This window comes from Bradyrhizobium sp. 157 (genome assembly GCF_023073815.1).
In the GTDB taxonomy this organism is placed as follows: domain Bacteria; phylum Pseudomonadota; class Alphaproteobacteria; order Rhizobiales; family Xanthobacteraceae; genus Bradyrhizobium.
Genome location: NZ_JADPKF010000073.1, coordinates 156183 through 175617, shown reverse-complemented (window position 1 = coordinate 175617; position 19435 = coordinate 156183). Strand labels below are relative to the sequence as shown.

The following is a 19435-nucleotide window of genomic DNA, read 5'->3' as shown; positions in this document are numbered from 1 at the left end:
GCGCTGCCATCGCTTGCTCACGGCAGCGCTGCGAAATCTCCCCGACGTGGCCATCTTTTCGACTTTTGCCGGCATAGCATCGTGAGCATGTTTGGTGGCGGGGAGTAATGACGATGGTAGTGGCTGAACTTCAGACCAAGGTCGAGAAGTACGAGAGCCGGGCTGGCAAGTGCGAAGCAAAGGCCAAGGAAGCCACGGACAAGGCACAGCAGGCCTTCTACGAGGGGCTGGCCGGCTACTACGCGAGCCTGGCAACGGATTTCCGGAAAATTCTCGAGAAGCGGACCGCGTAAACGGTACGTGGCGCGGATCAGCGAAGCGTAATCCGCCGATCGGTCGCGAACCAGCGGCGGGTTACGCCTTCGGCTAATCCGCCCTACGCTCTTGAGATGGCGTACGCGCGTTCACGCGCCGCCGATCGCGCGGGTGATCGTTCCGCCGCCGCCGCAATTAGGGCAGGGAGCGCCGCCGATGCGGCCCTTGCCGTGACATTCGGGGCAGATGTCGTCGCCGGTGCCGGGCGTTCCGGGAGCTGCTTCATCGCCGGGATTGAGCATTGAATTCGCCGCCTGCATCTGGGCGTTCGAGCGCTTTTTTGTGCTTTGCGAATTTTGCGCCTTGTTCCGCATGGTGCGTGCCTCCTTAAGAGATTTGCGACAACGCCGATGCGGGGAGGAGGTTGCGAGAGATGCGCAACCTTCGCGGCTGCGAAAGCGTTGGCATGGCATGACGGAACATCCGACGATGCACCCCATGACGGGCTTCAATCCATCCGAGCCCGCCGTCCTGCACGACCGTGCGAGCGACCAGATCATCACCTGGACAGGCGATGAGGCCGACGACTTCCGCCGCTCCAGCCGCGCGCGCGATGACGGCACGGTGGTGTGGCGGCAATATGTGTTCGACGGCTGGGGCAATGTGATGGGTGGGTGAGAAGACAGACGGCGTAGGGCTACGGCCGCCGCGATATCTCCTTACCGCGCTCCGCGAGCTTCACCATCACCTGCAGGGCCTGATTGGTCGGCGTCGCGATGCCGAGCTCGGCGCCCTTGCGCACCACATAGCCGTTGAGAAAGTCGATCTCGCTGGGCTTCTCGCGGGCGAGATCCTGCGCGGTGGAGGACATCTGGTTCGGCATCATGGTGGGGATGTTCAGGATATGCTCGATGAGGTCGTCTGCTATCGAGACGCCGCTTGCGCGAGCGACGGATATCGCTTCCTGCACTGCGCTTGTGACGACATCCCGCGTGCCTGCGACGTCCAGCATCGGTCCGTAGGAAATGCCGGCCACCGCAGACAGCGCGTTGAAGGCGCAGTTGATGATCAGCTTGCTCCAGAGCGTTTGGTCGATATCGTCGGCGATGGTGATGCGGACGCCAGCGGCCTGAAGCATCTCGGACAGCGCTGCGCTCGCGGCCGAGGGGCCGATGGCGAGGTCGCCGCCGCCGTGATGCCTGACATGGCCAGGGCCAGCCATCTCGCTGCCGACATAAACGACGACAGGAATGACGGCGTGGCCGATGACGGCATTAAGACGCTGCGCATTGTCGACGCCGTTCTGCAGGCTGAGCACGGATGTGTCCGGGCGCAGGTGTCCGACGAGCGAGCGCCCGGCCGCTTCGGTATCGGCCGACTTCACGCAGACCAGCACCAGATCGGGCGCGGCGAGGGCCGTCGTGTCGGTCGCGGCTTTGGCGGGCAGGTACTCCCTAAAACTCTTCGTGTCGAGCAGCAGGCCATGGGCGTTGATGGCGTCGACATGCGGCTGCCGGCCGATGAACGTCACGTCATGGCCGGCCTTGAGCAGCAATCCCCCGTAGTAGCATCCGACCGCTCCGGCACCGACGACTGCGACTTGCATGAGTGTCTCCTGATCGGCTGATGCGGTTCGAGTAGCTGATCCAAGCAGATGCCGCAATTCCAAGGCTGGCCTCGACCCGTTGGCTCATCCGGGCGATTTTCTGTGACACAATCACCACACTCGAACCGAATTGCGCTGAGGGAGCCATGCCTGATCGCGTCCGGCCACGCTTCCGCCCGGATTCAGGCCCGCGATTGCCGCGTGTTGGTTTTCGGCTTGGGCTGGGGCGCGAGCGGGGGATTGCAACATGTCTTCCATTGGCTGCACCAGTATTTCGTGCGTCGACGCCAAGGCAGGCCGTACTCAATTTGAAGCGCCACTAATCACGGCCGCGCGCGCGGGGAAATTCATACGGCTGCTTGCCGCCACGCTGGGAGCGGCATCGCTCGCGGCCTGCTCGCAGTCCTCGGTCGTCACCCAAAAATCCGAACTTCGCGCCAGCCGTCAGGCGTCGCTTACTCAGGATCGAACGACATCGTCCATGATGAAGAGGCGCGTGGCCGCCGTGAGAAACCACACGGCGTCGCGCAGGGATGCAGGCCGCGTCAAGACGGCCTCGCAGGGGGTTGCTAGCTTCTACACCGAGGGAACGAAGACCGCGAGCGGCGAAAAGTTCAACACGCTTGACATGACCGCCGCCCATCCGACGTTGCCGTTCGGCACCAAGTTGCGCGTGACCGACGTCGCGAGCGGCCGGTCGGTGACAGTACGGGTCAACGACCGAGGTCCCTATGTTCAGGGGCGCGTTGTCGACGTCTCCTATTCCGCGGCCGACGCGCTGGGAATGGTGGGGAAGGGTGTTGCAAAGGTCAAACTCGACGTCGTGGAGTAGCGGTAGGGCGGATTAGCGCAAGCGTAATCCGCCGATCGGGCAGGGATGAACGGCGGATTACGCCTCCGGCTAATCTGCACTACGGGCCTCGAACTTGCGCTGCGGACGCGTCAGCCACTCCGCGCTCTCGACGATGCGCATTTCCTCGGTCGCACGGGCTGCGGTGCATTCCAGTACCGCGAAGATGGCAGACGCTGCGTGGCTGAGCGCTTCCGGCGTGTCGGCGCCGCGGACGCGGGCAGCAACCAAGAGCGCGGCAAAGAGATCGCCGGTGCCGTTCGGGCTGATCGGAAGCTTTGGCGTGCGGACGCGAAAGGCTTGCGCGCGCTCGACGGCCAGCGTCTCGATGTCGCCTTCCGGCGTATCGGCCAGTTCGGCGCTGGTGACGACGACCGTCCCGCGCGCCATGAACGCGCGCGCTGCCTTCAGCACCTGATCGATAGTCGCGGCTTTCGTTCCGCACAGCCATTCGAACTCGAAATGATTGGGCGTGATGATATCGGCGAGCGGACACAGAAGATCGCGCACGAGCGACGGGATGTCGGCATGAACAAACAGGCCGCGGTCGCGATCCCCGAGCACGGGATCGCAGCAATAGTGCAGCGCGGGATTCTTCGCCTTGGCGCGCGCGACAAACTCCGCGACCACGTTGGCGTTGTCGGCCGAGCCGAGATAGCCCGACAGGATCATGTGCGCGCGATCTATCGCGCCGCGCTCCTCGATGCCGCGCAGGAGATCGGCGACGAGATCCGCATCGAGCACGCGGCCGCGGAGGGTCGGATAGCCCGGACGGTTGCTGAGCAGCGTGGTCGGCACCGCCACCACGTCGATGCCGTGCATCTGCATCGGAAACACCGCGGCGCTGTTGCCGACATGGCCGAAAGCGACCTGCGACTGAATCGAAATCACGTTCATGCGGATAAATCTGGGAATGCCGAATTGCCGGGGCGGGAACCTGCCGAGGTTAACACATTGGTTATTTGTTTGCGGGCATTTTCGCAGGTCTATTCAACAAAGAGGCACCATGTCTGACATCACCATTCCCGGCGGGCGGATTCGTTCTTTCGTTGAGCGGATCGAGAACATCGACAGCGAATTGCAGGAGCTGAACGAGCAGAAGAAGGAAGTATTTTCGGAGGCCAAGGGCGAAGGGTTTGATATCAAGATCCTCAAGGAGATCATCAAGCTGCGAAAGCAGGACCAGGACGAGCGCGACGAGCGCGAAAGCCTGCTCGATCTCTACATGCGCGCAATGGAAACCGCGCCGCCGGAGAAGGAAGCCAAGGCGGCGTGATGCTGCCGGCACATTCCTGAGTACGACTTTGCTTTTCGTATGGCCGGGCGTCCAAAGGACGGCGTCGCTTGCGCTCGCCTATGCCCGGCCATTCACGCCTTCTGCGAATCGTAAGCTCTATTGGCAGCGGAGCAAGCGGCACCCCTCTCCCTAACCCTCTCCCCCAAGGGGAGAGGGAACCCATCCATGTTGCGTCCCTAACGGTGCGGACCAAGAGCAGCCGTACGGTTCTGTCAGGTGAGCACGATCGGGGTGAGGTGAGCACGCAAGGCGGGCTCCCTCCCCCCTTGCGGGGGAGGGTTGGGGAGAGGGGTAAGCCACGAGCTCTGCCCTCTCATGCTGCGTAATCTGCCGCTCTCGCGATGAAGGCATCGCCAACGCGGCGAATCCACCGAACCTTCACGGCTGATCGTGCGACCAACGGCCGGTTCCGCATTCTATCCTCGCATGTGTGCATTGCAACAATGCGCTATTGCAGCGCAGCAAAATGACTACTAGGTCCCTATTCCAAGCTACCTATGGAGAATTGAAGTGAAGAAGATTTCCCTGTCCATCGCTGCCGCCGCTCTGCTCGCGATCCCGGGTGCAACCGGCGCTGTCGCGGCCGAGTTGCCGACCTATGAAAAGGCGGGCATGCCGGTTTCGGCCATGCAGGTTCAGGTGCTGGGCGCTGAAAACGTCCAGGAAGCATCGCCGGTCGCCGCGTCGGCCACGCCGTTTCAGCTCAGCGTTCTGACGCCGCGGAACAGGATCACGACCGCACAAGGCCAGATCGAAACCACCGGTCGCGCCGTTCGCTGAGCACAGCCGTTTGGTCGGCGCTTGAGCTGGCGCTAACCGAGCGCCTTGCCCCAAGTTTCAAAAGCCCGCGATGTCCTCGCGGGCTTTTTCGTGATGAGCGCGCTCTCCGCAGCACGCGCAAACAGGGAGCAAACGTGTTGTTAAGAATTGGCCCGCGCTGATTTGTGCGATTCCGATTCGTTCTTTGCGAACAAATTGGAGCGGATGGAGAACGAAGCTGTAGCGCTGCTTTCTCTCCTGACGCTGTCGCTATCTCATCCCGATTCTGTCTCATCGGTAAGTGCCCGCGTCACACGCGTTGTCAAAAGATCGGCTCGCCGATCGCAACCTCACTGCGCGGGCCGAGCACGATGACGTTGCCGTTCTCGTCCTTCGCGCCGAGGATCAGAAGTTCGGACGTAAAACCCGCGATATTCTTCGCACCGAGATTGCAGACGCATACGACCAGCGAGCCAAGCAGGGCCGCGGGCTCATAGTTCGTCACTTGCGCGCTCGACCACATGATCCTGTTAGCACCGACATCGACGCCGATCTTAAGGGACGGATTGCGTGCGCGGGGAAACGGCTGCACGTCGACGACCTTGCCGATCCGGATATCGAGGCGGGCGAAATCGTCGTAGCTGGCTTGGGGCTTTAGCGGGGGCATGTCGTAGGGCTCGATTGCTAAGTTGGATTTCAGGGACACGTGAGGAAGTCTCATATCGCAGTTGCCCTGCGGTTGGAACGTGCCGGCGCCTCGAGACCAGTTGGTGATGTCAGGCCGAATGGGCTAGCCTCAACGAAAGCCGATCATCCTCCAGCGAGCGCTTCGTCATGCACGTTCTTCGTCCCCAGTTTCGCATCGAGAAAAACCGCGCGCTGGCGTTTGCGGCCGAGCGCGGTTTTGGCGTGATCGTCGCCGCGGACGAGCGCGGCCCGCGCGCCTCGCATGTGCCGTTTGTGCTCCAGCGGCGCGACGATGGCGTGATCGTCCAGATCCACCTCACGGCCAAAAATCCGCTTGTTCAACTCGCCGACGGGGACAGGCGCTTCCTCCTGATCGTCTCGGGCGACGACGCCTATGTCTCCAACGACTGGTATGCCTCGCGCGACAACGTCTCGACCTGGCTCTACGAGGCCGTGCATCTTGCCGGCGTCGGCTACTTGCGTGAGCGCGACGAGAACCGCGCCCACGGCGACGCGCTGCTCGCGGTCGCCGAGGCGCGGCTGGTGAAACAGCCCTGGGACCTCGCGCAGATGGAGCCCACCAAGCGCGAGACCATGCTGGCCTCGATCCGCGTCATCGATCTCGTCGTCGATGAGATCGAGGGGCAGTTTAAGCTCAACCAGCACAAGAGCGATGAGGACCATGTGGCGGTGGCGAACCAGTTGGCGCGGGCGGAGGAGACGGGGAGTAGAAGGCTGGGGCAGAAGATGAGAGCGCTGCGGCCGGGGCTGAGCTATGATGCTGAGCCGTAGCGCAGATGAGCCAGCGGGTCGAGCACGGCATCCGTGCTACGCAAGCACAAAGCAAACGCGTTGTTAAGAATTGGCTCGTGCTGATTTGCACGATTCCGATTCGTTCTCTGCGAACGAAATGGAGTCGGATGGAGAACAAAGCCGTGGTGCTGTTTGTTTCTCCAACTCGGCAGAGTATCGGCTACACTTGTGCTCGTCCGACAGCACAGGGCGCAAATTCATGGTGAAGAAAGCCGGCAAACGTGCATCGCGACCCACGATCCTGGCGATCGACATCGGCGGTTCGCGCGTGAAGGTCATGACCGACAGAGAGCGAACCAGGCGCGCGTTTGCGTCCGGTCCCGACCTTTCCGCGAAAGTGATGGTAAGGAAGGTCAAGGCGCTGACGAAAGACTGGTCCTATGACGTCATCTCGATCGGGTATCCGGGGCCGGTGGTCAACAACCGGCCCTTGTCGGACCCTCACAATCTCGGTCTCGGGTGGGCCGGTTTCAATTTCGAAAAGGCCTTCGGCCGCCCGACGAAGGTCGTCAACGATGCGCTGATGCAGGCGATCGGCAGCTACCAAGGCGGCCGGATGCTGTTCCTGGGCCTCGGAACGGGTCTTGGCTCCGCGATGATCGTGGATGGCATTCTGGAACCGATGGAGCTAGCTCACCTGCCGTACCGCAACGGCAAGACGTTCGAGCAATGCGTCGGCGCCGCAGCCCTCAAGCGAATTGGCAGGAAGAAATGGCAACGCGCGGTCGATGACGTCCTGAAGCGTCTGCTCGCGGCACTGGAGCCGGATTACGTCATGCTGGGCGGCGGAAACACCGACAAGGTCGACAAGCTGCCGCGCAAGGTCCGCCTCGGCGCCAACACCAACGCGTTCGAGGGCGGATTTCGACTGTGGAAGAAGGGGGCGGTCAAACCGCCCGGCGTACGCCGATTAGCCGCGAGCAAACGTGGCGGCGGATTACGCTGACGCTCATCCGCCCTACGACTTGCTACATCGGCAGCCTTTTTGTTGAGATAAACGCACTTTGCAGTTTCGCGCGTACCTCATAAGCTGACGTCAGCCGAACGTGCCCCACCTCCGGTCAAGAGATCGAAAGACCGGAGGGAACGAGAAAAGAACAGCAGCAAAGCTGCGACATGGCACGTGGGCCTAAAGGGGAGGACACCGATGCCGCTGTCTATCGACCGACGTCGCGCACTCGCGACCATCAGCTCTCTTGTTGCCGCGCCGTTTCTGACGCCGCGTGTCGGCCGCGCGGCAGAGGCGTGGCCGATCCGATCCGTAAAATATGTCAACGGCTTTCCGGCTGGTGGCGCCACCGACACGCTCTCGCGCCTGCTCTGCCAGAAGATGAGCGACCTGTCCGGCCAGTCCTTCGTGGTCGAGAACAAGGCCGGCGCCGGCGGCGTGTTGGGCGCGGACGCGGTCGCGAAAGCGCCGCCGGATGGCTACACGGTCGGGCTCGGCGGCATCGCCTCAAACGTGCTCGCGATCGGCAGCTACGCGAAACTGCCGTATCGCCCGCGCGAGGATTTCACCTTCATCTCGGGCATGTGGCAATTGCCGAACATCCTCAGCGCGAAGAAGGACCTGTTCTCCGCGGACCTGAAGGAATTGCTCGCGGCGTTCAAGAAGGAGCCGGGCAAATACACCTATGCCTCCGCGGGCTTCGGCACCACGCTGCATCTCTCCGGCGAGATGCTGAACAGCATGGCCGGCGTCCAGGTTCGCCACGTGCCTTACAGAGGCGCCGCGCCGGCGCTGAACGACCTGCTCGGCGGCAATGTCGATCTGCTGTTCGACAATTTGCCGGGCTCGCTGCCGAGCGTGCGCTCCGGCGCGATCCGGCCCGTCGCGGTCACCGCGAAGAAGCGGATCGCGGAGCTTCCCGACGTGCCCGCGATGGCCGAACTGTTGCCCGGCTACGAGATGACCTCATGGACCGCGCTGATCGGCCCCGCCAACATGCCGTCCGACCTCGTCGCCCAGATCAACGCGCTCACCGCACAAGCCCTGAACGATCCCTGGCTGAAACAGCGCTACGCCGACTTAGGCGCCGCCACCTGGCCGACCACGCCGCAGGAGATATCAGCCTATCGCGATAGCGAGGAAGCGCGGCTGTTGCCGATCATGAAAGCGGCGGGGATCAAGCCGGAGGGTGGGTGAGGGATGCTGGTGGTCTCCGAGGCTCGCCTGCCGAGATCGCCCTGAGAGTTTGCGCAGATGGAGCCATGCCAGGCAAGAGCGCCGCGTCTCGCGCCTGCGAGACACCTGCATACTTCGGCTAACGCGACACTCCTTAAGGGAACGCCTGTTTCGCTACGACGTTCCAACTCAGGAGGAGGAACGTGCCATGAAACTGAGAGGATTGTTTATCGCAGCAGTTGTGCTGCTGATGCCGGCCGCCGCACTGGCGGCGCCGGGCATCGTTACCACCACCGTCAGCCTGAAGGCAGGGCCCGGTGAAAGCTTCCCGACGGTCGACCGCATTCCCGGTGGCGCCCGTGTCAACATCCACGGGTGCTTCAGAGGCAAGGCCTGGTGCGATGTGAGCTGGTTGGATGATCGTGGCTGGGTGTCGTCGCGATATCTCCAATATCTCTACCGCAACCGCTACGTCTATCTGCCCGACTATGTTGACGAGATCGACGTTCCCATCGTGCCGTTCGTGCTGACCACGTATTGGTCAAGCCACTATGCAGGCCGTCCCTGGTATCATCGCCGCGCCCACTGGAGCGGATACTGGCGATCGCATGAGCATGTCGCGACGCGGTTGACGATCGACCGCTCGGCGGCCCGGATCGGCCGCGCGGCGGCCGCGCGCGATGCTGCGCTGCCCGAGGCAAGGACGCGTGTCGGTGTCGAGGAGAGGTCGCGTGCCCGTATCGAGGAACGGACGCGCGCCGGGGCGACGGAGCAGACCCGCGCCGGTGTGACGGAGCGGAGCCGCGCCGGTGTGACGGAACGCGTGACGCGGGAGAGGGACATCGCGACGCCTAGCGCACGCGAAGGGCGCGAACGCGCGGTGGTGCAGGACCGCATGACGCGCGAAAACGCGCGAATGACGCGTGAGGACGCAAGAGCCGTGCGCGAGCAGCCGATGGCTCGCACCCGCCCGCAGACGCCGCCGGTCATGGCGCGCGGCCATGACGAACCGCGTGCGGCTGCGCCGCGGATCGAGCGTGCAACGCCCCGCATGACGCAGCCCGATGCGGCGCGCGGCGGCGGTGGCCCGCCGAACGTACGCGCGCAGCAGATGCCGGCCCCGGCCGCCCCGCGCGCAGCAGCGCCCGCGATGCCGCAGCGTGGCAGCGCGCCGCAGATCAACGCCGTACCGCGCGGTGGCGCCGGCCCGGTCGGTGGCGGAGGCCCCGGTCAGGACAGGCGCCAATAAACGAAAAGCCCGGTTTTGAGCCGGGCTTTTTCTTGCTCAGTCCAACCGCGAAGGAGCATCCGATGAAATCGCTTTTGCTGCTCACGGCGAGCGGTCCGCTGCTCATTCTCACATCGCACGAGTCCTTACGCGATCAAAAGCTTCTTGACGTGCTCAAGCAGAAAGGCATCGGCAAGTTCGTCGCGTTTGAGGTTCCATTGTCGCTCGCCAGGGAGCGCTACGGCGGACATTTTCAAGCAGTCGAAAGCAATCTGCAGGAGACTGATGATTTGAGGATCCTCGATTTCAACGGCCAGCGGATCTTTCAGCTGTTCCGTTTCGATGAACTCGGTTCACCGATCCTGCAAGAACAGCGAGCGCAGGCCGGATGAGCCAATGGGTCGCGTGAATGCACGCCCCGTTGGCTCATCCGGGCTACTCGCTACTCGCTGCGAATTCTACGACTTCTCTGCATCATGGTTGGTGTCTTGCCTACCACTTGGTCCGCGCTCGCTCTGCTCTGAGAGGGCCGTAGGGCGCAATGCGGAATACGCCGCGCTATTCCACCTTACGAGCTAGTCGCTGCAATCCGTGAAAAATCAAAAACAATGCAAGAGCCAAAAGGGCAACGCTTGGCCAGAAGTAGAGGGCGTGCGCTTCATAATAACGGCCAGGCAGATATGGGAATTCGCCTTGCAGCAGAAAGGTGCCGATCAGGACCATTGGAAACGTGTAGATTGCAATCCAAACATTGGCGAGGCCATCAGGGTTCGATCTGGAAAAGGCCAGCCAGATACCAATTGCTCCCGCGATATAGAGGGCGGGCACGATAAATTTCATTACCCTGAACAGTCTAGACAGCGTGTTTCTCATGTTGTTGTCCGACTCAAACTCATTCGCCCACAATCAAAAGCCCGAACGGCCTTCCATTCTTCCATGGATGCGTTAGCGAGTAGGGTGGCTTAGCGCAGCTAACCCACCGACCTCCCGCGAGAGAGCGGCGGATTACGCTACGCTAATCCGCCCTACGCGCTGGCAGATCGACTTGACTGGGTGCGTCGGCAGGAACTTGGTTGAACGCCTCTCGTTTATACCATCCAGCCCGCGTCAGTTTGGAGCTGCGCCTGAAATGTGGACAGTACATCCCCCAGATACCATTAACATCGCGCTCAAGCTTGCAAGCTTCGGGCTGTTGCTGCTGGTTGGCACCGTCTACTGGCGTGCATATGGACCCACCAATTTTCTTTGGTTGTCTGACATCGGGCTGGTTCTCACGGTTGGCGCAATCGTCCTCGAAAGCCGCGTGCTTGCGAGCATGGCAGCGGTTGGCGTGCTTGCGCTCGAGTTCGCATGGACTGCGGACTTTGTGTCAGGAGGCCGGCTTCTCGGGATCGCGAGCTACATGTTCGATGAAGCGTTGCCGCTGCACTTGAGGGCTCTGTCGCTCTTTCATCTCGCCGTGCCGCCGGCCGTTGTTTGGCTGCTTTACCGATTTGGCTATGATCCTCGCGCCCTGGTTCTGCAGACAGTCGTCACCTGGGCCGCTCTGATCATGAGCTATGCCCTGACCGAGCCGGCGAAGAACATCAACTGGGTCTTCGGCCCCGGGCGTGAGCCACAGCAGACGATCGCGCCGCTCGCCTACTTCGCGATCGAGATGGTCGTGATCCCGGTTTTGGTCCTGTTTCCCACTCACCTCCTTCTGAGGTGGATGTTTCCCGTCAGCAATTAAAGCGTGGCGTATGCCGGATCGACGCTGCCCGCTGCGATCAGATCGTTTATCTGCTGCTTGAGCATCGCCAGCTTTTCGTTCTGGCTGTCGACGACGACTTTGACCGCATTGACAACATCAGTTTCGTCGGTGATGCGGGAGCGAGTTACAGTCGGTCGACAGAGCAGCCCCGGATGTCGCGGAGCCTGTCATCACGGCGCGAGCGCAATTGCGCTCGTCGCTGGGCGCGCATTCGCGCGACCCGTTGGCTCATCCGGGCTACGCTTGCTATCGGCAAGAATGCGTCTGGCCGTCGTAGCCCCGGTAAGTCCCGGACGACGGATTGTAGGTGCGGAATTGGGTGCAGAGCATGATCATGGTCCGCTCGCGCGACTTGTGGGCTGCCCTGGCCGGTTGCACCGGTTTGCTGTGCTCTGCTCCTTTGCTTTGGACAGCGCTTTTTGATTGCTTGGCGACAGATTTCTGCTTCAAGGCGGGCTTCCCGAGCGCAACCGCTGGCTTTTCCTCCGTAGCAGCCGGCTTCTGCTCTACGATGGCAGGCTTCGCGTCCGGGACGACCGGCTTCTGCGGCGCGGCCGCCGGCTTGTCCTGCGCGACAGCTGGTTTCTCCTCCATGGGCGCCGGCTTCTGCTCTACGATGGCAGGCTTGTCGTCCGTGGCAGCCGACTTCTCCTCGACGGCTGCGGGCTTGTCCTGCGCAACCGTTGGTTTTGCCTCGACGGGGGCCGGCTTCTGCTCGACGATGGCAGGCTTGTCGTCCGTGGCAGCCGACTTCTCCTCCACCGTCGCGGGCTTGTCCTGCGCGATTGCTGGTTTCTCCTCCGCGGGCGCTGGCTTCTGCTCGACGGTGGCGGGCTTGTCGTCCGCGGCAGGCGGTTTCTCTTCTGCAGTGGCCGCAGGCTTTTCCTGCGCGGGCACTGAGGGCTGCGCTGCGGTCGGGCTCGGATTGTCCGTGGCCGACGTCTGCGCGAGCGCTTGAGCGCTTATCACCATGAACAAGACACAACACAGCACGCCGGCGCGCTCGGCGACGGCGGTCGATAGAGCTGACAAACGCATGGATTGATACTCAGCTAATTGTCCCCATGAATGCTCCACACGCATTTGCGGCAAGTCTGTGAACAGTGCGGCTCTTTCGCGAGCGACAACGCGCTAAAGACCGTGAGTGTGTGCCGGCTGCCACACCTGCCATGTTGAGGGGCCAGGCGCCAAGACAGCGGAAAAGCGCCTTTGGTAACAGCGAGCGTAGCCTGGATGAGCACAGCGACATCCGGGGCGGTGCTGGGGTTGTCTCGGATGTCGCCGCGCTCGTTGGGGCTGCTTGCTGACGATATCGCCTCCCGGACGCGGTGCAGATACTCTTCCGCAGTACACCGCAGGGCCGAGACACAAAATCGCGAAAACAACCCCATGCAAAGTAGCGAGCGTAGCCCGGATGAGCCAACGGGTCGCGCGAATGCGCGCCCAGCGACGAGCGCAATTGCGCTCGCGCCGTGATGACAGGCTCCGCGAAATCCGGGGCGGTGCTCGGGTTGTCCCGGATGTCGCGGCGCGGATCCGGGCTACTCGCCCTCCGGATGACGCCTTCCGGTCCTGCGCTTGCGTGCAAAACCTGCGGCGTGTTCTCGCCCTATGCGTAATGTGCCAGGACAGATCCTTGTCGGCGAACTGGACTGAGCCACCATCTTGGGAGCGAGAGCCATGAACCAGCCCGTACCCGTCAACCCGCCCGAACTGCGCTCGCACATCGTCACGGCATCCAAGATGCCCTGGCAGCCGACGCAATTCGCGGGCATCGAGATGAAGATCCTCTATCAGGACGACGAGGGCCGCTCCACCATCCTGTTCAAGATGGCGCCCGGCGCGGTCGTGCCGCTGCACGAGCACACTGCGCTCGAACAGACGTTTATGCTCGAAGGCTCGCTGGAAGACGCCGAAGGCGCTTGCCGTGCCGGCGACTTCGTCTGGCGCCCGGGCGGCAACATCCACGTAGCGCACGCGCCTGATGGCGCGACGTTCCTGGCGATATTCAACCGGCCGAATAGGTTTTTTGATGGGACGAAGTTTTTTACGGCGGGATAGTACGCGACTAACGCCACATGCCGCGCATGCGCTCACGAATATCCATCTGCACGTTTTGATTTGGCATCGCGCGTGCCGCCGGGGCCGCCGCCGGCCATGTCTGCCGATCGAACAGCTTGACCAGATGGTCCGGTATGAACCGCGTCCGCGACGCATAGACATGGCGGTCGCCGCGGGCCTGCTGACCATGCACGAAGAAGCGCTGCGGCACGATCAGATGCAGATCGTCCTTGGCGCGCGTCATCGCGACGTAAAGAAGACGCCGCTCTTCTTCGAGTTCGGCCGTGGTGCCGGCGCCGAGATCGGACGGCATGCAGCCGTCGACGACGTTCAGGGCGTAGACCGACTTCCATTCCTGTCCCTTCGCCGAGTGGATCGTGGACAGGATCAGATAGTCTTCGTCGCGCAGGGGTGGCCCCGAGCGATCGCTGGTCGCGTCAGGCGGATCGAGCGTGAGCTCGGTCAGGAAGCGCTCGCGCGACGGATAACCCGAGGCGATCTGCTCGAGCTGTAAGAGGTCGGCGAGCCGCACTTCGGCATCCTCGTGGATGCGCGCCAGATGCGGGGTGTACCAGAGCCTGATGCGTTCGATGTCAACAGGCCATTCCGAATAGCGGAGATTGGTCAGCGTTTCGACGAAGGCGGTCCAGTCCTGGCCGGCGCGGGGCGGCGTCGGCAGCGCTGCGAGCGCGGCGATCGGATCTGACGTTATGGTCGTTTGATCGAGGATGCGCTGCGCCGAAGCCGGGCCGATGCCGGGCAATAGATGCAACACGCGGAATCCGGCGACGCGGTCGCGCGGGTTCTCGACGAACTTGAGCAGCGCCAGCACGTCCTTGACGTGAGCGGCATCCAGAAACTTCAGGCCGCCGAACTTGACGAAGGGAATATTGCGCCGCGTCAGCTCGACCTCCAGCGGGCCGCTGTGCGACGACGTCCGGAACAGGACGGCCTGCTCCTTGAGCCGCGATCCCTGTTCGCGGTTCGCCAGCACCTGCTCGACGATGTAGCGCGCCTGGTCGGCCTCGTCGCGAACCGTGACGAGACGCGGCAATTGCGCCGAAGTGCGCTCGGTCCAGAGGTTCTTGGTGAAGCGTTCCCTGGCCAATCCGATCACGCCATTGGCGGCGGCGAGAACCGGCTGGGTCGAGCGATAATTGCGGTCGAGCGTGACGATCTCGGCCCTCGGGCTGAAATGGTCAGGGAAATCCAGAATGTTCCGGACGGTGGCCGCACGAAACGAATAGATCGACTGGGCGTCATCCCCCACCACGGTGAGGCCGCGCCCATCCGGCTTGAGCGCCAGCAGGATCGCCGCCTGCAGCCTGTTGGTGTCCTGATACTCGTCGACCATGACATGATCGAACCGGCCGCCGATCTCCTGCGCGATTGCGGGCTCGGACACCATCTGCGCCCACCACAGCAAGAGGTCGTCGTAGTCGAGCACGTTCTGCTTCTGCTTGGCCTCGACGTAAGCAGCGAACAATCGCTTGAGTTCGTCAGCCCATCCCGAACACCAGGGATAATGCTGCCCGAGCACCGTCTCGATCGGCGCCTGCGCGTTCACACAACGGGAATAGATCGCAAGGCAGGTGCCCTTGGTGGGAAAGCGGGACTCGGTCTTTGAAAATCCGAGCTCGTGACGCACCAGGTTGAGCAGGTCTGCCGAATCCTCCCGATCATGGATGGTGAAGGCCGGATCGAAGCCGATGCTCTCGGCGTGTTCGCGCAGCAGCCTTGCCCCGATGCCATGAAAGGTGCCGGCCCAGGTCAGCGCCTCCGTCATGATACCGGCCTTGTCGCCGAGCACGCGGCGCGCGATACGCTCGACCCGCTGCGTCATCTCGGCGGCGGCACGGCGTGAAAACGTCATCAGCAGCATGCGGCGCGGGTCGGCACCTCTGATGATCAGGTGGGCCACACGATGAGCGAGCGTGTTGGTCTTCCCGGATCCCGCGCCGGCGATGACGAGCAGCGCCGAGCCGATAGTTCCATCCGCGCTGATGCCGTGCTCGACCGCCCGGCGCTGTTCCGGATTGAGGCTTTCCAGATATTGATCAGTAGTTTCAGCCAGCACGAATCACCCCATGTCATCGGAGACTCGGCCGATTCGCTGGTGGTCGCAACGACGAATGTCCGCTCTTTCCCGTTATCCGGCAAACGCGTTGTTAAGGATTGGCCCGCGCTGATTTGCGCTAATACGATTCGTTCCTTTCGAACAAAACAGAGTCGGATGGCGAACAAAGCTGTGGTGCTGCTTCAGGAGTGAGTAGGGCTGGCTAGCGTAAGCGTAACCCGCCGACTTGGTCACTCGGATCGGCGGATTACGCCTTCGGCTAGTCCGCCTTACGCTTGCTGCCGGTTATCGGTCAATCCGTGGCGGCGCATTGATAATGGCTTGTTGTAGCAACGATGACCGAACTTGCTGATTCATCGCAGCAGATGGCCCAGCCACCTTACCGTCCTTTATGTCAGGTCGCCCCATCGATATGATCAGCGTGTTCGTGTCTTTGCGGTTGCCCGTGACCCGCGCAGGCGCAAGCGGAGCAGTGACCCGCACAAGCTTCACCGCCGAAGCAAAGGTGCCCGAAGACGTGATGCAGAAATTTACTGTCTCGCTAATCTTGGTGACGGAATCGTACAAGGGGGCGGTTTTCTGACGACGGGCTTCTTTGCACACGCGTCCATCAGCTTGATCATTGCCTTGGCCCATAGCGGACCATTGTCAGATTTTTTTGGTGCTCATCCTCTTCATCGACATCGAGGGCGATTTGCTCGCGCGCAGTCGCGGAGATCGCGCGGAGCGAAAAATGTTGCACAATCGAAGCGTGTATGCCTAATTGAGTGCTTGGGGGCGAGGAAACAACAAGGCAATTGCCAGCCGTTTGTTGTTTGCCGTCGATTTGGGAACTGGGCACTTTCAATATCGAGACGGGGCATATGGGGTCGAAGATCGGGGCGCTGCCCCTTGTGTTTGTCGGATTTTTGCTGGCCAGTTGCGCGAGTCCACGTGGCGTCGATGAAGCGCCCTTGCAGATCCCGGCATTGAAGCCGGGTTTCGGCCGTGTCTACTTCACCCGGCCGTCCGAATTGACGGGGGCGGCTATTCAGCCCGAGATTCGGATGAACAACGAAGTCGTCGGCAGATCTGTGCCCGGCGGGTTCTCTTATGTCGACCGCCCCCCGGGGAAATACGCCGTAACAACGGCAACCGAGGTCGAAAATGCGGTTACGTTCCAATTGGCAGCGGGCGAGACGAAGTACATCAAGACAAGAGTGACGCCCGGCATACTCGTCGGCCATGTCACGCCGACACTCGAATTCCCCGAGCAGGGACAATCCGACGTAAGCCGCCTCAGGTACGTCGGCCCCTAATTCTGATCCCTCCCGCGGGACTAGAACTGGTGACGGTCCGGGCGGGTGCATCGATGGCAGCTGTTGGCCCTAAGCCGAACACCGCACAAGCCTTTGTCATGTCGGCTGGCAGGGGCAGACCGGACGCAGGTCCATGCTCGCCTCTACCGCCGCTTGTGATCCAAGCCAGTCATCATGAACGACGCGAGACGATCAGCCATCGACCTCAGCGTAGGTTCGGACTCACATCCTGCAGCCGTCACACATGGAGTGGCCGGACCTCTTGCGGCCAGCCACAAGCGATTGCGAGCTTGCCGGCCCAAAACTTCGCCGACTCTTGCTCGGAGACATCAACGACCGTGAAGCCACCGAGATACTCCGGGGCGTTGGAATACCGACCTTCGCTAAACTGCAGTTCGCCGCTGATGTTATTAGCACTAAAAGCCTTGCTCAGATCTTCATCTACTCCCGCGGCGAAGATGAGCACGCCCGCTTCCTTCATCTCGGCCACGACTGCCCTAGCCAACGGTCCGCGAGACTGAAACCACTCTTCGGAGTGATCACCGACCCATTGCTGGTTGAAGTAGATAATGTAGTGCGTCATGTGACCTTCCTATTATCTGCGGCCAAGGAGAACATACTAGCCCAGATCATTGGTGTTTGGCGTATTCCGCTTATGGCCCGTTTGAGACATGCCGACCGGCCCTGGCGATGTCCGTTCACCGGGGTACACCGGAAGTCTTCGTCGGACGGTGAAAACGACGCTTTTGACCCCGAAGCGGACATCGCACGTTTGATACTTGCCGAATTTGGAGTATTATCGCTTACCAACCACTTAAAGATGTGAGAGAATAAATGAGGTTGGGTAAGCTCACTATTGCATTGATCGCGATTGCTGGTTTCGCAGTCGACGCGGCGCGTTTGGCGATAGCCGCCGAACCGAATTCGCCGGTCGCCTCCTTTCTTGACCAAACTTCGGACGCTGCTGACGTACCAATCAAACTTCCCGCCGAGGCAAAGGATGTTGTCGTCGCAAAGGTGCGCTTTTTGGAACGGGCAAGCTGGCTAGGTGGTCGTCACTGCGAAGGCTGTACCAACGACATTCTTTTCACCCGCATCAAGGTCACAGAAGTCAAACGAGGCAGCGCTGAGGTTGGACAAGTGTTCGATGTCCGAATGGGGCTGCGAAGCGACAACCGAGAATTCGTCTATCCCCACACACCTGATCAACGTCGCCGAGAGTACACGGCAGTGATCTACTCGTCAGACGACGGCCTGTACCGACTTGCTTCGTTTCCAATTAGCTACTCCCAATACGTTCTGTGGGCTGCAGAAAGGTCGGCTTATGAGCTAGAGCGAATGAAAAACCCTGCACAAGTTGGCAATCCTGACTGAGGCGGCGGCAACAAGGTATCTGATGTCGCCTATTTAGCGGAAGTCCAGTTAGGCAGCCTGGACGTCCGCTCTTGGGTGAAGAGCGGTACGGTAAGGGGAAGAGCGAGCGAACATTTTCCGGTTTGCGCCGGCGATGACAAGAAGCGGAGCGCCGATAGTTCCATCCGCGCTGATGCCGTGCTCGACGGCCCGGCGCTGTTCCGGATTGAGGCTTTGCAGGTATTGATCGGTAGTTTCAGCCAGCACGAATCACCCCATGTCATCCGAGACTCGGCCGATTCGCAGGGGCTCGCAACGGCGAATGTCCGCTCTTTCCCGTTATCCGGCAAACGTGTTGTTAGGGATTGGCCCGCGCTGATTTGCGCTGATACGATTCGTTCCTTTCGAACAAAATAGAGTCGGATAGCGAACAAAGCTGTGGTGCCGCTTCAGGAGTGAGCAGGGCGGGCTAGCGAAGCGTACCCGCCGAGTTGGTCACTTGGAATGGCGGATTACGCCTTCGGCTAATCCGCCCTACGCTTGCTACCCTGATCCGCCCTATGAGCTCTCTTGAGGCGCACAGATGACCAGCAGCCGATTGACGAAGCGAGCGCGAAGGAGAAGGCGCGCCAAGCTGAGTTCGAAGCGAAGCCTAGACCGTTTTCATAAAGCTCTTGGTGAATTCCTGACCGAAATGGGTCGTGTTGAGTTTACAATGCTGCTGTACGTTGATCTAATCAACGATGCACCGATCGAGTATCTGTTTGACGAATATTCTCGGCTGACGTTCGGACCAAAAGTCGATTGGTTCAAAAAGTGGGTAGAGTTCGGGGCCGTCCCCTTCGAGAAACGACCGATAGTCGAGAGGGTGTACAAGAATCTCGCGACGTTGCACTCGAAGCGGAATTTCCTCGTCCATGGGGAAACTTGGCAAGGCGCCTTCAATGGGCAGCCCCGGCAGGCCTATAGAGTCGGCGTCGTCCGGCAAAACTTGGAACACCTAGATGAGTTCGACCGCGGCCAGCACGGTGAGAACGTTTTTAGTTTGCCAGAGGTCAAGGAGGTTACGAAGGTCTGCCACGATATTGTTGTCGACTTGAATTTCCTGCGCGGGCAAGACCTGCCAGACTGATTAGAAAGCTAAGTCCATCAATGGCGAGAGTCGCGCGGATGGTAGCGAGCGTAGCCTGGATGCGCGAAGCGATATCCGGTGATGTCAGGCTAGTCCTGGATATCGCTTCGCTCATCCAGGCTACTCACTAATCCGCCCAAC

The 19435-nt window shown here is 61.3% G+C and carries 24 protein-coding genes; 16 read left to right on the top strand and 8 right to left on the bottom strand.

Translation table 11 applies throughout. From position 1 onward, the window contains the following. Positions 1-113 precede the first annotated feature (113 nt). Positions 114-293 (top strand): hypothetical protein, encoded by a 180-nt coding sequence (locus tag IVA95_RS16635; RefSeq protein ID WP_028346363.1) that lies wholly within the window; start codon positions 114-116, stop codon positions 291-293. 111 nt (positions 294-404) lie between these two features. On the opposite strand, the gene IVA95_RS16630 is transcribed toward IVA95_RS16635, so the two are convergent. Next, entirely contained in the window at positions 405-629 is a 225-nt protein-coding gene (locus IVA95_RS16630; protein WP_247511743.1) for a hypothetical protein, read from the bottom strand. A 124-nt stretch (positions 630-753) separates the two neighbouring features. Between IVA95_RS16630 and IVA95_RS16625 the strand changes: the two genes are divergently transcribed. After that, entirely contained in the window at positions 754-933 is a 180-nt protein-coding gene (locus IVA95_RS16625; RefSeq protein ID WP_247511447.1) for a hypothetical protein, read from the top strand. A 19-nt stretch (positions 934-952) separates the two neighbouring features. On the opposite strand, the gene IVA95_RS16620 is transcribed toward IVA95_RS16625, so the two are convergent. Continuing rightward, entirely contained in the window at positions 953-1861 is a 909-nt protein-coding gene (locus IVA95_RS16620) for a 2-dehydropantoate 2-reductase (protein ID WP_247511446.1), read from the bottom strand. Positions 1862-2108: 247 nt separating this feature from the next. Here IVA95_RS16620 and IVA95_RS16615 point away from each other — a divergent pair, with 247 nt between their 5' ends. Then, positions 2109-2693, top strand: a complete 585-nt coding sequence (locus tag IVA95_RS16615; RefSeq protein ID WP_247511445.1) for a septal ring lytic transglycosylase RlpA family protein — start codon at positions 2109-2111, stop codon at positions 2691-2693. Positions 2694-2762: 69 nt separating this feature from the next. Here the strand turns inward: IVA95_RS16615 and pdxY are convergent, their stop codons facing one another. Further along, positions 2763-3608, bottom strand: a complete 846-nt coding sequence (gene pdxY / locus IVA95_RS16610) for a pyridoxal kinase PdxY (RefSeq protein WP_247511444.1) — start codon at positions 3606-3608, stop codon at positions 2763-2765. Between the two features lie 109 nt (positions 3609-3717). Between pdxY and IVA95_RS16605 the strand changes: the two genes are divergently transcribed. Further along, a complete protein-coding gene (locus IVA95_RS16605) occupies positions 3718-3987 on the top strand; it encodes a DUF2312 domain-containing protein (RefSeq protein ID WP_213247535.1) in 270 nt (89 codons plus the stop codon). Between the two features lie 531 nt (positions 3988-4518). Then, the gene (locus tag IVA95_RS16600) at positions 4519-4788 is read left to right on the top strand and encodes a hypothetical protein (protein WP_247511443.1); all 270 of its coding nucleotides are present in this window, start codon (positions 4519-4521) and stop codon (positions 4786-4788) included. 301 nt (positions 4789-5089) lie between these two features. Here IVA95_RS16600 and IVA95_RS16595 read toward each other — a convergent pair whose 3' ends face one another. Further along, positions 5090-5434, bottom strand: a complete 345-nt coding sequence (locus IVA95_RS16595; RefSeq protein WP_247511442.1) for a tRNA-binding protein — start codon at positions 5432-5434, stop codon at positions 5090-5092. A gap of 167 nt (positions 5435-5601) precedes the next feature. Between IVA95_RS16595 and IVA95_RS16590 the strand changes: the two genes are divergently transcribed. The 5 genes from IVA95_RS16590 to IVA95_RS16570 all read left to right on the top strand — a co-directional run bounded on the left by IVA95_RS16590 (position 5602) and on the right by IVA95_RS16570 (position 10012). Next, positions 5602-6246, top strand: coding sequence for an FMN-binding negative transcriptional regulator (locus IVA95_RS16590; protein WP_247511441.1), 645 nt, complete (start codon positions 5602-5604; stop codon positions 6244-6246). Between the two features lie 220 nt (positions 6247-6466). After that, on the top strand, positions 6467-7213 hold the full coding sequence (locus IVA95_RS16585) for an ROK family protein (RefSeq protein WP_247511440.1): 747 nt from the start codon (positions 6467-6469) through the stop codon (positions 7211-7213). 201 nt (positions 7214-7414) lie between these two features. After that, on the top strand, positions 7415-8413 hold the full coding sequence (locus IVA95_RS16580; protein WP_247511439.1) for a tripartite tricarboxylate transporter substrate-binding protein: 999 nt from the start codon (positions 7415-7417) through the stop codon (positions 8411-8413). A gap of 187 nt (positions 8414-8600) precedes the next feature. Next, a complete protein-coding gene (locus IVA95_RS16575; protein WP_247511438.1) occupies positions 8601-9641 on the top strand; it encodes an SH3 domain-containing protein in 1041 nt (346 codons plus the stop codon). Between the two features lie 74 nt (positions 9642-9715). Then, positions 9716-10012, top strand: a complete 297-nt coding sequence (locus IVA95_RS16570; RefSeq protein WP_247511437.1) for a cytosolic protein — start codon at positions 9716-9718, stop codon at positions 10010-10012. A 166-nt stretch (positions 10013-10178) separates the two neighbouring features. Here IVA95_RS16570 and IVA95_RS16565 read toward each other — a convergent pair whose 3' ends face one another. Further along, entirely contained in the window at positions 10179-10493 is a 315-nt protein-coding gene (locus tag IVA95_RS16565; RefSeq protein ID WP_247511436.1) for a hypothetical protein, read from the bottom strand. A 196-nt stretch (positions 10494-10689) separates the two neighbouring features. Here IVA95_RS16565 and IVA95_RS16560 point away from each other — a divergent pair, with 196 nt between their 5' ends. Further along, positions 10690-11352, top strand: coding sequence for a hypothetical protein (locus tag IVA95_RS16560; protein ID WP_247511435.1), 663 nt, complete (start codon positions 10690-10692; stop codon positions 11350-11352). 267 nt (positions 11353-11619) lie between these two features. Here IVA95_RS16560 and IVA95_RS16555 read toward each other — a convergent pair whose 3' ends face one another. Continuing rightward, the gene (locus IVA95_RS16555) at positions 11620-12411 is read right to left on the bottom strand and encodes a BA14K family protein (protein WP_247511434.1); all 792 of its coding nucleotides are present in this window, start codon (positions 12409-12411) and stop codon (positions 11620-11622) included. A gap of 642 nt (positions 12412-13053) precedes the next feature. Here IVA95_RS16555 and IVA95_RS16550 point away from each other — a divergent pair. After that, the gene (locus tag IVA95_RS16550) at positions 13054-13434 is read left to right on the top strand and encodes a cupin domain-containing protein (protein WP_247511433.1); all 381 of its coding nucleotides are present in this window, start codon (positions 13054-13056) and stop codon (positions 13432-13434) included. A gap of 7 nt (positions 13435-13441) precedes the next feature. On the opposite strand, the gene IVA95_RS16545 is transcribed toward IVA95_RS16550, so the two are convergent. Beyond that, a complete protein-coding gene (locus tag IVA95_RS16545) occupies positions 13442-15511 on the bottom strand; it encodes an ATP-dependent helicase (RefSeq protein ID WP_247511432.1) in 2070 nt (689 codons plus the stop codon). A gap of 863 nt (positions 15512-16374) precedes the next feature. On the opposite strand from IVA95_RS16545, the gene IVA95_RS16540 reads away from it, so the two are divergent. Then, positions 16375-16809 carry a DUF2846 domain-containing protein gene (locus IVA95_RS16540; RefSeq protein WP_247511431.1) on the top strand — a complete coding sequence of 145 codons (435 nt, stop codon included), beginning with the start codon at positions 16375-16377 and terminating at the stop codon, positions 16807-16809. Positions 16810-17047: 238 nt separating this feature from the next. Here the strand turns inward: IVA95_RS16540 and IVA95_RS16535 are convergent, their stop codons facing one another. Further along, positions 17048-17392 (bottom strand): hypothetical protein, encoded by a 345-nt coding sequence (locus IVA95_RS16535; RefSeq protein WP_213252827.1) that lies wholly within the window; start codon positions 17390-17392, stop codon positions 17048-17050. A gap of 251 nt (positions 17393-17643) precedes the next feature. On the opposite strand from IVA95_RS16535, the gene IVA95_RS16530 reads away from it, so the two are divergent. The 3 genes from IVA95_RS16530 to IVA95_RS16520 all read left to right on the top strand — a co-directional run bounded on the left by IVA95_RS16530 (position 17644) and on the right by IVA95_RS16520 (position 19294). Continuing rightward, positions 17644-18183 (top strand): hypothetical protein, encoded by a 540-nt coding sequence (locus IVA95_RS16530; protein ID WP_247511430.1) that lies wholly within the window; start codon positions 17644-17646, stop codon positions 18181-18183. Between the two features lie 75 nt (positions 18184-18258). Next, positions 18259-18579 carry a hypothetical protein gene (locus IVA95_RS16525; RefSeq protein WP_247511429.1) on the top strand — a complete coding sequence of 107 codons (321 nt, stop codon included), beginning with the start codon at positions 18259-18261 and terminating at the stop codon, positions 18577-18579. A gap of 298 nt (positions 18580-18877) precedes the next feature. Continuing rightward, a complete protein-coding gene (locus IVA95_RS16520) occupies positions 18878-19294 on the top strand; it encodes a hypothetical protein (RefSeq protein ID WP_247511428.1) in 417 nt (138 codons plus the stop codon). The last annotated feature ends 141 nt before the right edge of the window (positions 19295-19435 follow it).